Annotated in this window: 12 protein-coding genes; 10 read left to right on the top strand and 2 right to left on the bottom strand. The window is 56.0% G+C overall.

All coding sequences use genetic code 11. From position 1 onward, the window contains the following. The first annotated feature begins 118 nt into the window (after window positions 1-118). Window positions 119-361, top strand: coding sequence for a ferredoxin (locus HYD27_RS17575; protein ID WP_219217282.1), 243 nt, complete (start codon window positions 119-121; stop codon window positions 359-361). A gap of 182 nt (window positions 362-543) precedes the next feature. Continuing rightward, window positions 544-1,992: a L,D-transpeptidase gene (locus HYD27_RS17570; protein WP_219217281.1), complete on the top strand. Its 1,449-nt coding sequence runs from the start codon at window positions 544-546 to the stop codon at window positions 1,990-1,992. Here HYD27_RS17570 and HYD27_RS17565 read toward each other — a convergent pair. After that, entirely contained in the window at window positions 1,989-2,126 is a 138-nt protein-coding gene (locus tag HYD27_RS17565) for a hypothetical protein (protein ID WP_219217280.1), read from the bottom strand. The two genes, HYD27_RS17570 and HYD27_RS17565, sit on opposite strands and share 4 nt — an antisense overlap. Before the next feature lie 211 nt (window positions 2,127-2,337). Here HYD27_RS17565 and HYD27_RS17560 point away from each other — a divergent pair, with 211 nt between their 5' ends. The 6 genes from HYD27_RS17560 (at window position 2,338) to HYD27_RS17535 (ending at window position 8,066) form a co-directional block, all read left to right on the top strand. After that, a complete protein-coding gene (locus tag HYD27_RS17560) occupies window positions 2,338-3,432 on the top strand; it encodes a quinone-dependent dihydroorotate dehydrogenase (protein WP_219217279.1) in 1,095 nt (364 codons plus the stop codon). A 28-nt stretch (window positions 3,433-3,460) separates the two neighbouring features. Beyond that, the gene (gene yjbM / locus HYD27_RS17555) at window positions 3,461-4,273 is read left to right on the top strand and encodes a GTP diphosphokinase (RefSeq protein ID WP_219217278.1); all 813 of its coding nucleotides are present in this window, start codon (window positions 3,461-3,463) and stop codon (window positions 4,271-4,273) included. Beyond that, a complete protein-coding gene (locus HYD27_RS17550) occupies window positions 4,239-4,718 on the top strand; it encodes a DUF309 domain-containing protein (RefSeq protein ID WP_309242086.1) in 480 nt (159 codons plus the stop codon). Before yjbM ends, HYD27_RS17550 begins: the two co-directional genes overlap by 35 nt. A 70-nt stretch (window positions 4,719-4,788) precedes the next feature. Beyond that, entirely contained in the window at window positions 4,789-6,321 is a 1,533-nt protein-coding gene (locus HYD27_RS17545; protein ID WP_219217277.1) for an RsmB/NOP family class I SAM-dependent RNA methyltransferase, read from the top strand. 3 nt (window positions 6,322-6,324) lie between these two features. Next, a complete protein-coding gene (locus HYD27_RS17540; RefSeq protein WP_219217275.1) occupies window positions 6,325-7,089 on the top strand; it encodes a pseudouridine synthase in 765 nt (254 codons plus the stop codon). 176 nt (window positions 7,090-7,265) lie between these two features. Further along, complete coding sequence (locus tag HYD27_RS17535; RefSeq protein ID WP_219217273.1) at window positions 7,266-8,066, top strand: Cof-type HAD-IIB family hydrolase; 801 nt, start codon at window positions 7,266-7,268, stop codon at window positions 8,064-8,066. Window positions 8,067-8,248: 182 nt separating this feature from the next. Here the strand turns inward: HYD27_RS17535 and HYD27_RS17530 are convergent, their stop codons facing one another. Further along, complete coding sequence (locus tag HYD27_RS17530) at window positions 8,249-9,643, bottom strand: RsmB/NOP family class I SAM-dependent RNA methyltransferase (RefSeq protein WP_219217271.1); 1,395 nt, start codon at window positions 9,641-9,643, stop codon at window positions 8,249-8,251. Window positions 9,644-9,829: 186 nt separating this feature from the next. Between HYD27_RS17530 and HYD27_RS17525 the strand changes: the two genes are divergently transcribed. Then, window positions 9,830-10,966 carry a glycosyltransferase family 4 protein gene (locus HYD27_RS17525; RefSeq protein WP_219217269.1) on the top strand — a complete coding sequence of 379 codons (1,137 nt, stop codon included), beginning with the start codon at window positions 9,830-9,832 and terminating at the stop codon, window positions 10,964-10,966. A 4-nt stretch (window positions 10,967-10,970) separates the two neighbouring features. Then, on the top strand, window positions 10,971-12,344 hold the full coding sequence (locus HYD27_RS17520; RefSeq protein WP_219217267.1) for a metallophosphoesterase family protein: 1,374 nt from the start codon (window positions 10,971-10,973) through the stop codon (window positions 12,342-12,344). Window positions 12,345-12,742 lie beyond the last annotated feature (398 nt).

Raw genomic sequence — 12,742 nt, 5'->3', positions numbered from 1 at the left:
CGGATAAAATGGAAATATGCTGAAAATTCATTGAAATTGTATTCTATTTATATTAATATGAGAAAAATAACAGGCTGCTACTGCGGCGCTGGATTGTTCAACGGGAGGCAGAGAAGAAATGGCTAAATACACTTGGGTCGAAAAAGATACCTGCATCGCATGCGGTGCTTGCGGAGCAACGGCCCCTGATATTTTTGATTACGATGACGAAGGCTTGGCGGAAGTAATTTACGAGAATGACGGCAACCACGGTGTAACCGAGATTCCCGACGATCTGTTCGATGATCTGCAGGATTCTGCCGATGGATGTCCTACGGACTCCATCAAAATTGCGGACGCGCCTTTTAACAAAGAAGGCTGATACCCCAGGGTATTCGTATCTGCGCCAAATATAAGGGCCCGGTGCAGGTGCAATTTGGTCCTTATATTTTCCATAAAGACATCTCACGGCTGCGATAAATGCGGCTGGGGATGTCTTTTTTTCTTGAATCAGCCGATATAAAATATAAAGACTAAAGTAACTCATAACCCGCGGAGGCCCCGATGAAAAATTCGCAGCATCTCAAAGCCTATGTCCAGCTGCACCCTGATAACAAAATGGCATGGTACTTGCTTGGTAAGGAATATTATAAGAACGGCCAGCATGGGAAGGCTAACTATTGCTTCAACCAGGCAGGTGAAATATATGAAGCCTTTGAGCACAGCAAGGTACCGGCAGAAATGCTTCGTGAATATGAAAAAGGGCTGCTCAGTGCAGACCGGCAGCGGCATGAATCCACGCTGAGGCTTCGCCGGGCAGTGCTGGCGGTGATGCTGCTTCTGCTGGTGCTGATCCCGGCGGCGGCAGCCCCCGGTGTAAGTCCGGGAGAAGCGGTTGAGCCAGCTCCGGAGATTGCCGCCGAAGGCCTGGAGGAGCCGGCGGTTGCGGTGCCGGAAACGGATGAGGCAGAGCCGCCGATACCTGCGGCAGCCGGTTTCACGGCGGCAGGTGAAGGTGCAGCCTCGGCCGGCCAGGCAATGGCCAGGATTATGCAGAGCCAGGCAGCAGCTCCCGCAACGGCTCTGCTGACCATGAAGAGGTCGGGGAACTGGCTGGTATGGAAGAAGAATCTGCCCCTTGCCGCTACCATTGAGAAGAGTAAGAAGGGACAGCTTGTATACCAGTCTTACGATCCCGCTGTCTGTGCCTGTGAGCCGCCGGAAGCAGGAGAGCTGAAGAAGCAGGCGGCGTCCTGGCAGGACCGGCAGGAGGAGCTGGCGGCGCTCTGGAGCGCCATGCATTCCTATAAGAGCAGCAAGGGGGCGTTGCCGGAATCGCTGGCGGAGCTGACCAGGCCTTTTCCGGGGAACTATATGGGCGCAGCGACTCCGCTCATGAAGAAAGAGTTCACCGCGCTGCGTGCTGCGGCCGCATCTCTGCCGGCTCCGCAGTCGCCGTCATCCACCCCGCAGCCTTCTGCGCCCGCGGCAACGGAGAGCAAGGCTGAAGACGGAGGGGGAGGGAACATTGAAGCGGACAGCGGGAATGAGGCGCAGCCGCCCTTTTTTGACAGCCCGCTTACCATCATCGTGGATAAACAAAATTACCGCCTGGCAGTAACCAGCGGCAGTATTATTCTGCGGAACTATGAGGTTGGCCTTGGGGGCGACAGGACACCGGAAGGGGAGTTTGCGATCTCTGACAAGGTGGTCAATCCTAATGGGCGCGACAACGGGGAGTTCGGCAGCCGCGGCATGCAGCTCTCGGACACCAATTATGCGATTCATGGCACGAACGAGCCGGACAGCATCGGCAGGGATGAGTCACTGGGCTGTATCCGCATGGAACGGGAGGATGCGGAAGAGCTGTTCGCGATGGTGCCGATGGGAACGAAAGTCCGGATTACCAAAGGGGTCCTGCCTGAAGAGGTGCTGCTGCCAGGGGAACGTTTCCCGTCCGGCACACCGCTGGATCAGACCAACCCCAACAAGGTCTACCATTGGCTGGATTAATTGCCTGCAACTATAAATAAAACAATAATCAGAAGAATAAGGAGTACCAGACTGGCACCGATCCATAGAATTGCTTTGCGGTTGACTTCTTCTTTCTTCTGCTGCAATGTCGGGGGTTTGCGCTTTGTGGACATAGCGGTCATCCTTCTTTCTCTCTTTATCGTTGATTACCCTTACATTGTAATGCGTTTACAGGAAAATTACTATACTCTGCAATCCGCTCTGAAGCACCGTCCGGTAAAAAACTTTTCTTTTCCCCCGGAAACGGCTAAAATTAAGAAGAAACCTACAGAATCGGGGATTCACCCGGCATCATTGAGGGTTCCCTTTGAAGGAGCGAGAACGGTGCTGTATCGATATTTAGGCAAACCTGTTTTTTTTAAAATGGACCCGGAAAAAGCGCATCATCTCGTCATTGGCGGACTGAACAAGGCAGATCTGGTGCCCGGCGGGAGCAGTGCGATGCGGCTCATGTACGGCGTCCCTGAAACCAAGGACCTTGCTGTGGACCTGTTCGGCACGCATTTCCCGACTCCGGTGGGGCTCGCGGCAGGCCTTGATAAGAATGCTGAAGCGGTGGGCGGCTTCTCTTCCATCGGTTTTGGATTTATGGAAGTTGGCACAGTGACGCCGAAGGGGCAGCCGGGCAACGACAGCCCGCGGCTATTCCGGCTTCTGCCTGACGAAGCGCTGATCAACCGGATGGGCTTCAATAATGAAGGCGCCGAAGCGATGGCACAGCGGCTCAAGGCGCTGAAGAAACGCCGGATTCCTGTGGCGGTCAACATTGGCCGCAACAAAACGACGCCCAATGAATCGGCGCATGAGGATTACCGCCAGTGTATCCGTACGCTTTATCCGTACGGTGATTTTTTTGTGGTCAATATCAGCTCGCCGAATACGCCGGATTTGCGCAGTCTTCAGCACGGCAGCGAGCTGTCGAACCTTCTTGCGCAGGTCAGGGAGGAAATGGAGCTGCAGCATAAGCAGAGCGGCCTCGCCAAAAGCCTGCTGGTCAAAATCGCGCCAGACGTCAGCGATGGCGAGCTTGAGTATATGGTACATACGATCGCCGGAGCCGGGATGGACGGTGTGATTGCCACGAACACCACGCTCAGCCGCGAAGGGCTGAGAAGTGACAGGGCGGGGGAAGCAGGGGGCCTCAGCGGCAAGCCGCTGCGTGAGCGCTCGACCGAAATTATCAGCAGAATCTACCGCCAGACGGGCGGCAAACTGCCGATTATTGGTTCAGGCGGTATTTTTACCGGCCAGGACGCTTATGACAAAATCCGGGCAGGCGCGAGTCTGGTCGAAATCTATACAGCTCTCATCTATGAAGGACCTGAGGTTAACCGCAGGGTGCATGCCGGACTACGGAAGCTGCTGCGGCGGGACGGATTCTCTCATATCCTGGAAGCGGTGGGCGCTGATCATCACTGAAGGATGAATGGACAGGAGGACGAAGGCGATGGACGTCAGGGACTGGGGAACATTTTTGCTTCCATATGAACAAACTGTGGAGGAATTGAAGGTTAAATTCAAAACCATGCGCGCAGAGCTCAAGAAAAGAGAAGAGTATACGCCGATTGAGTTCGTAACCGGACGCGTCAAGCGGCTGTCAAGCATACTTGAGAAGGCCAAGCGCTTAAATGTGAAGATGGAGGATCTGGAAACGGGAATCGAGGATATCGCCGGTATTCGCATCATGTGCCAATTCGTCGAGGATATCCGCAGAGTGGCGGAATATATCCGCGCCCGCAAGGATCTGGAAGTCCTCTACGAGAAGGACTATATCACCAATTATAAAGAAAGCGGCTACCGCAGCTTCCATATGATTATTAAATATCCCGTGCAGACGGCCCTGGGGCAAAAAATCGTGCTCGCCGAGATTCAAATCCGCACGCTGGCGATGAATTTCTGGGCAACCATCGAGCATTCCCTGAATTATAAATACCGGGAGAGCCTGCCCGATGAAATGCGGCTGCGCCTGAAGACGGCAGCGGAGGCCGCTTCTATCCTGGACAGTGAAATGTCCAGCATCCGCGAGGAAATTCTGGAGGCGCAAAAAACCTTTGAGGAAAATTCAAATACAACGACCCAACTGCTGAAGTCCATCCATCAGCTGTACTTCTACCACCTGGTCAATGAAGCGATTGAGAGCCAGGAGCGTTTCAATCAAATCTGGCAGGCCCAGGATATGGAAGCCATGAAGGAATTGCTGGACCATGTGCGGGAGCTGCTGTCGAATGCCAAGAAGGATAGTCTGCCGGATGGCCTATGAACCGCTGTATCTGGCCTACCTGGTCTACTTCAACCGCGACAGAGATTATTTTGAATGCCATGAGGTGCTTGAAGAGCTATGGCTGGCCCGGAACCGCGATCCGCTCTACAAGGCTCTGCTGCAGGCAGCGGTAGGGCTGTACCATTTCCGCAACAACAATGTGCGCGGCGGCTTCATCATGCTGAACCGGGCTCATGAGGTGCTGCAGGGGTATCCTGCGGAGACTCTCGGCATCAATCTTGCCAAGCTGGCAGGGGAAGCAGGGGATTATGCCCGCAGGCTGGAGGCTTACGCGGAGCAGCCGTTCGAGTATTATGACCTGACTATCGAACTGGCCGACCCGGTGCTGGAAGAGGAAGTGGCTGCTGCGGCCCGGGAGATCATCCCCAGCAATCCGCAGCGCCGCAGTCCGCAAAGGCCGGCTTCTCGCCGCCACGGCAACTAAGAATAACGAATAGCAAGGCTACCACAGGAGCACCCGCAGGGGTGTTCCTTGATTATTGGAGGACGGCATCATGGCAGTACAGCTGCCCGGCCCTTTTATGCGGCGCATGGAAGAAATGCTGGGATTGGAAGTTGAACAATTTGCGGATTCATACAGGGAGACTCCTTATGGAGGCATCCGTGCCAACACATTGAAAATTACGGTGGAGGAGCTGCGGGCTCTTTCTCCTTTTACGCTTGCGCCCGTTCCGTGGTGTCCATCCGGCTTCTACACGGAGGAAGGGGCGAGGCCGGGCAAGCATCCGTATTACCATGCCGGACTGTATTACATTCAGGAGCCGAGTGCAATGGCCCCGGCAGAACTGCTTGATGTGCAGCCAGGCGATCGTGTGCTGGATCTGTGCGCTGCTCCCGGCGGCAAATCCACGCAGATTGCCGCCAAGCTGCAGGGCGGGGGGCTGCTGGTCAGCAATGATCTTCATCCGGAGCGGACGAAGGCGCTGGCCAAGAATCTGGAGCTGTACGGCGTCCGCAACGGAATCGTGCTGAATGAAAGCCCGGAGCGGATAGCGGCGGCTTTTCCGGGGTTTTTTGACCGGATACTAATCGATGCGCCATGCTCGGGCGAGGGCATGTTCCGCAAGGATGAAGATATGGTCAAGCAGTGGGAGCCGGAAACGCCGCTGAAATATGCCGCCATGCAGCGCGAAATTCTGGATTCGGCCGCAGCGGCGCTGAAGCCGGGGGGGACCATGGTGTACTCCACCTGCACCTTTGCCATCGAGGAGAACGAGGGCACAATTGGCGAGTTTCTGGCCAAGCATCCTGCGTTTTCGCTCGTTCCTGTTGGCGGAACCGGTTCTTTTGCGCCTGGCTTCGCAGGTCTGCCTGGAGCAGCCCGGCTGTGGCCGCATAAGGTCAAGGGCGAGGGGCATTTCATGGCCGTGCTGCGCCATGACGGAAGCGGCGGCTCCGTGGAAGAGACCGCAGCGGAACCCGGCCGGGCTGCTCCGGAACGGACGCTGGCTGCTTCCCCGCAGCACAAGGGAGCCAGGGGCCAAGCTGCCGCCAGAGCGGAAGGCGGACGCGGCGGCAAAGGGGGACGTGCTTCCGGCAAGTCCGGCAGCGGTGCTCAGAGCCGTCAGATTGGGGGCGCAGGAGAGGAAGCTGCACTGACGGCGTATGCGCAGTTTGCCAAGGATCAGCTGGGCTGGCAGCCGTCCGGCTATCCGGTGCTGTTCGGTGATCATTTGTACATCTCGCCGCTGCCGAAGGCTGCGCTGGATGGATTGAAGACGATTCGTCCCGGCTGGTACGCCGGCCATATCCGCAGCGGCAGATTCATTCCCGGACACCCGCTCGCTACCGCGCTGCATCCCGCCGAAAGTACCCGCAGCCTCTCATTGGCCAGTTCAGGCTTCGAGGCGGTCTCTTATCTGAAAGGGGAGACGCTGTCCATTCCGGAGGACCGTTTATCCGTAAAGTCCGGCAGTCCCGCCAAGGGTTATGTGCTGGTCTGTATAGACGGCTACAGCGCAGGCTGGGGCAAATGGCAGGACGGCATGCTGAAGAATGAATATCCCGCAGGCTGGAGGTGGACTTAACGGATGAGTGCAGCAGGGAATCCCGCAAAAAAACAGCGGATCGATAAAGTGCTGTCCCATATGGGCAAGGGCTCGCGCAGTGATATCCGCAAGCAGGCGAAGCAGGGGCTGATTTCGGTAAACGGCGCCGTAATCAAAGACAGCGGCTTCCATGTTGACCCCTATCTTGACAGGATAGAGGTCGGCGGTGAACCGGTGCTATACCGTGAATATATCTATCTGATGATGAATAAGCCGCAGGGTGTATTGTCTGCCACAGAAGACAAGCGGGACCGGACAGTGCTGGACCTGCTTAAGCCGGAATACGCGCAGTTCGAGCCATTTCCGGTGGGAAGGCTGGATAAGGATACGGTGGGACTATTGCTGCTGACCAATGACGGGAAGCTGGCCCATGAGCTGCTCTCGCCGCGCAGGCATGTGCCCAAGACCTATGAGGCTGCAGTTGAGGGCGAGGTGGATGCCGCCGACGTGGCTGCTTTTGCCGCCGGTGTGGAGCTTGAGGATGGCTATGTGACCTTGCCCGCACAGCTTACCGTCCTGGGAAGAGAACGCGGAAGCAAGACCCTCTCGCAGATTTCACTGACAATCACTGAGGGGAAATTCCATCAGGTAAAGCGCATGTTTCTGGCGGTGGGCAAGAAGGTGGTCTTTCTGAAGCGGGTCTCCATGGGCGGCCTGCAGCTTGATGAGAGTCTGCCGCCCGGGGCCTGCCGGGAGCTGACCGCCGGGGAAATGATGCTGCTGGGCGGCGGGAAGGCGGAAGTCTAAAGGGATGGAGCTGCCGGAAGTTTGATCTGCGGTTGATTAAAGTAACAGCTTCCGTTAACGGCCATTAGATACAATACAATAAAAAGCTATCCGGATTGAACTTGGCAGCCGCGGCCAAATCGTGAACAGCAGGAATTGCAGGTTCAGTCTGGATAGCAGTTCAAGGATGGTGGAGTATGAAATACAAGCTGATTGCACTGGATGTGGACGGGACGCTCCTGAATGACGATCACCAGTTAAGCGCAGAGAACAAGCAGGCCATTGCAGAGGTGACGCGTCTCGGCGGACTAATCGTTCTGTGCACTGGCCGCAGTCCGCAGAACTCCATTCCTATAATGGAGGAAATGGGTTTGGCCGGATATGTGCTCGGACACAACGGAGCGGCTACGGTGCGTGTGGAGGACCGTGAAGTACTGCATATTTACGGGCTGGATGCCCGCGGGCTAGACCCTTACATTGAATATTGCCGCGCGCGTGATATCCATTATGACGTCAATACGGCTTTTGACATGTATGTAGATAATGTAGAAAATCTGACCCAGGAAGCCAATTTTATGTATGAGCATTTCCGGGTGACCCCTGCCTCGCTGCCGGCCTGGGAGGATTTCCGCGAACCGATTGTCAAGTTTACCGTATTCACCCAATCGGATATTCTGGACGAGGCCCAGCGGGAATGGGGAACCTGGACACAGCAGTATAATATCTTGCGCAGCGGGGAGTTTTTTGTTGATTTCATGCATCCGGAAGCCTCGAAGGGCAATGCGCTGAAGCACCTTGCTGCACAGCTCGCGATCCCGCAGACGGAGGTTTTGTCGATCGGGAATTATTATAATGATATTTCCATGCTCACATACGCCGGTCTCGGCGTTGCCATGGACAATTCACCGGTTGAGGTCAAAGCGGCTGCCGACGCGATTACCGGTACGAATAACGGCAATGGCGTGCGGGATGCATTGGTAAAATACTGCTTGTCCTGATATGGGCGGTTTGGAAAATGATGGGAGCATAAAAAAGAGTCTCTATGCCATGACTCTCTTTTATGCTTTTTTTGTGCCCATGCTCCGGCGGAAAAGAAGGAAGCCTGCCGCGCGAAGCATATAAAGGCTGAAGGGACATAAAACAACATATGCGAAGGATGTTCCTTGGCCGGTCAATGGCCTTATTGCATTTCGTTCCGGGCTTTTAAGACCCGCAGTCCTTTGGGCAGACGGTTCTTCAGCTGTCCGGAGCTGGCCTTGCCCCAGCTGACAGGCAGCCCGTCCACGGTTACCAATGTCCACCCGTGCAGCCCGGCCGGAACGGGAAGACTCTCGCCGCGCAGCCAGGACTCTATTTCCAAGCTGCCAGCCGCCAAATCGTAGCTGCGTACCGCCTGGTCTGGCTGAAGGGCCATTGCCAGCGCGTGTGCCGGTTCTATGCGGTTTTTCTTCACATGGGCAATATGCAGTCCCGCCCGCGGCACCTTCAGCCCTTCCAGAAGGCCTGTATGCAAGCCGGAACTGAACGCTTCCGGCAGCAGGTACAGGGATTCACCAAAGAGCAGAGGCACGCCCTGTCCGTCAAACCCCGGCAGTTCTTCACCCGCCCAGCTTATAAATTGCTGATAGGCATCGCGGACGGCGGAGGACAGCTTCGGACCGGCTTTGCCTCTTCCGCTGCTTCGTTTTCTGCGGCTTTGCCCCGTTTCTTCACAGGCTGCCTTCCGTAGCAGGGCGACGAAATGGCCCTCGCCTTTTTCCAGGTGAGGCCAAAGGCGCTTCTCGCAGATCAGCTCCATATCGGGGCAGCTGTCCAGCAGCCGGGAAATCATCTCCTCGTTCTCCTTGCGGTTGAACGTGCAGGTGGAGTAGGCGAGGCGGCCGCCCGGCTTCAGCATCCTGCAGGCATCCTGCAGAATGTCCCATTGTCTTGCCGCGCACAGTTCTACATGCTCCGGCGACCATTCGTAGACGGCAGCCGGGTCCTTGCGGAACATTCCTTCGCCGGAGCAGGGCGCATCCAGCATGATCCGGTCAAAAGCCTCCGGAAACCGGCGTGATAAATCCTCCGGAGCCGCACTGGTTACGAGTGCGTTGGAGATGCCGAGGCGCTCCACGTTTTCTGCCAGTATTTTGGCCCGTTCGGGGTGGATTTCGTTTGCGACCAGCAGGCCTTGTCCCTGCATCAAAGCGGCGATATGGGTGCTTTTGCCGCCGGGAGCGGCCGCAAGATCAAGCACAATTTCTCCGGGAAGCGGGGCCAGCAGCTCGGCTGCGGACATTGCCGAAGGCTCCTGAATATAATATAATCCGGCGGCATGATAAGCATGGCGTCCGGGCCGGACCGGCTCCTCGTAATAATATCCCGCGGGGCACCAGGGCACCGGCTTGAGGCCGAACTTTGCCATGGACTGTTCAGCCGCCGCGCGGCCTGAAGCTGAGTTGCTTTTTAGAGTATTAAACCGCAGACCCTGGGTCCGCGGTGCAGTATAGCTTTCCAGAAAAGCGTCCGCCTCCTGCCCCAGCATCCCACGGATACCGGCAGTATAAGCGGCGGGCAGCCGTTCTTCCTTCATACAACATTTCTCCTCTTGTCATCATCTAAAATAGGCCTTCAGGTTCTTCTTAGTTGCTGTTTCAGGCGGATACCGATAAAATCAAGGTATGGGGCCTAAGCGTACCTGTAAATGTACATATATACAACTATATCATAATTGCCGGGTCTCACCGTAAACAGGGCAATTGTAAAGGGGATATGCCGTATGAACCTGCTGCAAGCGCTATTCTTCCCGCCGGAGCAACCCGGTGGTGTATCTTCCATGATCCCGTATCTGCAGGAACGTTTCCGCTCAAGCCGCTGGGATATGGATTTGTTCTGGCTGCCCAAGCGCATCCGGGGCAAGGGACGTGAAGAGATAGTTTTTGAAACCTTTGACTGGACCCTCTATGGGGAAAGTCCTGTTGTGCAAAAATACATTCAGACCTACAGGGATTATATATGGTGGACCAGGCTGCGCATGAGCAAAAATTATGATCTGATCCATGCCCATCATCCGATTGCAGGGCTGGCGATGAAAAAAATCTATCCCGGCATCCCGCTCATTCAGACGCTGCACTCCAGCTACGAACGCGAGCTGATTCTGAACGGGGCGATTGCCGAGGGCGGACCGGAGCACCAGTTTCTTGTCTCGATTTACCGCGAGCTTGAGCATGTCAGCGACCGGCTGATGACGGTATCGCGGTCTTTTGCCGAATACTTGGCGCCTTATATCGATAAGCCTGACGGAATCGGTGTCATTCCGAACGGTTTTGACGAGAAAAGATTTAAGCCGGTGCCGCATGACAACGATATCCCGCAGCTGGTTACTGTGACCCGTCTGGTACCGGCCAAAGGAATAGACACGCTGTTCAAAGCCTGCGCCGAGCTGAAAAGGCGCAATCATGAGTACGTGCTGCATATTATCGGGGATGGCCCTTGCCGGGCCGAGCTGGAGCTGCTGGCGCAGAATCTCGGCATCTATAATGAGACTATTTTTTATGGCTATACGCTGCATCCGGAAGAATTCATGCCCTTCTTTGATATTTTTGTGCTGCCCTCACGCGCGGAAGCCTTCGGATCGGTGTTTGCGGAGGCGGCGCTCAGCTGCCTGGCACTGGTAGGCACCAATGTGGGCGGGATTCCGGAACAGATCGAAGACGGGGTCAACGGCCTGCTGGTCGATCCCGATGATGAGGTGGCCCTGGCGGATGCGCTGGAAAAAGTCATTACCGATCCGGGCTACCGCTATGAGCTGTCTCGTTCCGCCTGGGATAAAGCGAAAAGTCTGTATTCCCTGACCCGTGTGGCGAATGAGCTCAAAAAAACCTATCTGCAATATCAGCGCGAAACGAAGGGGTGAGGTTATGATCCCTTTTCGGTTCCTGCATGCCGCGGATCTGCATCTGGACAGCCGCTTTGCCGGACTGGCGCAGCTTCCGCAGGCTATACGCTCCTATCTGCGGGAGTCCACCTTCGCCGCCCTCGAACGGCTTGTTGGCGCAGCAATCGAGGCGCAGGTTGATTTTGTGGTGATCAGCGGGGATGTCTATGATATTTCGGACGCTTCGCTGCAGGGGCAGCTGCGCTTTCAGGAGGCGCTTCTGGAGCTGGGAAGACACGGTATCGCTGTGTTTCTGATCCATGGCAATCATGATCCGCTGGACGGGCCGCGCCTCTCGGCTGCGCCTCCGGAACATGTGACTGTATTCGGCGGAGGGGAGCCGGGACAGGCTATTGCGCGAAGACGCAGCGATGGCCGGGAGGTTGCTGTGGTCAGCGGAATTTCCTATCCGACAGCCCAGGTGACCGAGAACACGTCTCTGCAGTTTAGCCGCAAGCCGGGAAGCGGGCTGTTCCATATCGCCCTTTTGCATGGCAATGTGGACGGAGATCTCCAGCATGAGACGTATTCCCCCTGCAGCCGCAAAGATCTGATCGGCCGCGGCTACGATTATTGGGCACTGGGACATATACATAAGCGCAGTATTTTGCATGAGCAACCGCCAATTGTCTATCCGGGCAACATCCAGGGACGCAGTGTCAAAGAAACCGGACCCAAGGGCTGCTATATCGTGGATGTGAATGCGGAAGGCCAAGCGGCGCTCCACTTTCATGAACTGGATGCTGTCCGCTGGCATGTCCGTGAAATCTCCATTAAAGGCCTGGCGGATGAAGCGCAGTGGGCCCGGGCGGTGGAGCTGGCAGTGGAAGAAATCAGGGACGAGCTTCCCGGGCAGATGTCGGTGGTGCGTTTCCGGTTGACGGGCCGCGGTCCTGTGCACAAAGTACTGGCGGAAAAAGGCGCAGCGGAGGATCTGCTCGCCGAGCTGCAGCGGCGGGAGGTCTTGCGTGCAGAGCGCAATGAATACGCGGGTCTGGTCTGGACGGAGGGCTTCGCGCTGGAAACAGGCCTGGCCATCGACCGGGAGCGTCTGGTACAGGAGGACAGCTTCCTGGGCGAAATGCTGCGGCTGGCCGGAAAAGGCGAGCAGTCCCAGGCGGTACTGGAGGAGCTGGTGGACAGTGCGCTGAGGCCGCTGATGGAGAACCGGGAGCTGCGGCGGTTGCTCGCTTCTGCCCCGCAGGAGGAGAAGCTTAGCTGGCTGAGAAGCGCGGCAGAGCTCGGAATTACATTGCTTGCGGGCATGGATGAGAATACAGAAGCAATGCCGCCAATCGGGTCTGATAACCGGGACGGCGGGAATTCTGGGCAAGGCCAGAGCAGTATGGGGATGTGAGGACTGTCAGGAGACGCGGGCCGGCTGGATAAAAATTCAGGAAGCTTGTAAAGGATCAGGCCGGCGCAAGAGACAGGGGAGTCTAGGTCCCCATCAATGATTAATGCTGGGAGTCGCATATCGACCAATTAAATGAGTTAATCACTGGATTGGATGCATTGCCCGGGAAATGGGCCTTCGAGGGGTTGCACGCAGTCTATGGTATAAAAGAGGATGTTGGAGACGGACAAGACGGGTTTAGTTCTTTTAAAGGGGATTAGGCACCGGACCGGGAGGCACTATTTCTACTTCCCGTAAGTTCTTCGCCCGCGGTTAGAGTCCCCCAAAAAAAGGTAAATAAAAGTGCTTTGTTTAATTCACTATTATCGTGCTAACCGCAAAGTCCAAGGGGAAACGAC

Source organism: Paenibacillus sp. S150 (assembly GCF_019352175.1).
Taxonomy (GTDB): Bacteria; Bacillota; Bacilli; order Paenibacillales; family Paenibacillaceae; genus Paenibacillus_AQ.
This window is presented reverse-complemented; position numbering and strand designations above follow the sequence as displayed.

Coding starts and splice junctions, on each gene's coding strand:
- HYD27_RS17575 (WP_219217282.1), top strand. CDS start 119: ATGGCTAAATACACTTGGGTCGAAAAAGATACCTGCATCGCATGCGGT.
- HYD27_RS17570 (WP_219217281.1), top strand. CDS start 544: ATGAAAAATTCGCAGCATCTCAAAGCCTATGTCCAGCTGCACCCTGAT.
- HYD27_RS17565 (WP_219217280.1), bottom strand. CDS start 2,126: ATGTCCACAAAGCGCAAACCCCCGACATTGCAGCAGAAGAAAGAAGAA.
- yjbM (WP_219217278.1), top strand. CDS start 3,461: ATGGACGTCAGGGACTGGGGAACATTTTTGCTTCCATATGAACAAACT.
- HYD27_RS17550 (WP_309242086.1), top strand. CDS start 4,239: ATGCCAAGAAGGATAGTCTGCCGGATGGCCTATGAACCGCTGTATCTG.
- HYD27_RS17545 (WP_219217277.1), top strand. CDS start 4,789: ATGGCAGTACAGCTGCCCGGCCCTTTTATGCGGCGCATGGAAGAAATG.
- HYD27_RS17540 (WP_219217275.1), top strand. CDS start 6,325: ATGAGTGCAGCAGGGAATCCCGCAAAAAAACAGCGGATCGATAAAGTG.
- HYD27_RS17535 (WP_219217273.1), top strand. CDS start 7,266: ATGAAATACAAGCTGATTGCACTGGATGTGGACGGGACGCTCCTGAAT.
- HYD27_RS17530 (WP_219217271.1), bottom strand. CDS start 9,643: ATGAAGGAAGAACGGCTGCCCGCCGCTTATACTGCCGGTATCCGTGGG.
- HYD27_RS17525 (WP_219217269.1), top strand. CDS start 9,830: ATGAACCTGCTGCAAGCGCTATTCTTCCCGCCGGAGCAACCCGGTGGT.
- HYD27_RS17520 (WP_219217267.1), top strand. CDS start 10,971: ATGATCCCTTTTCGGTTCCTGCATGCCGCGGATCTGCATCTGGACAGC.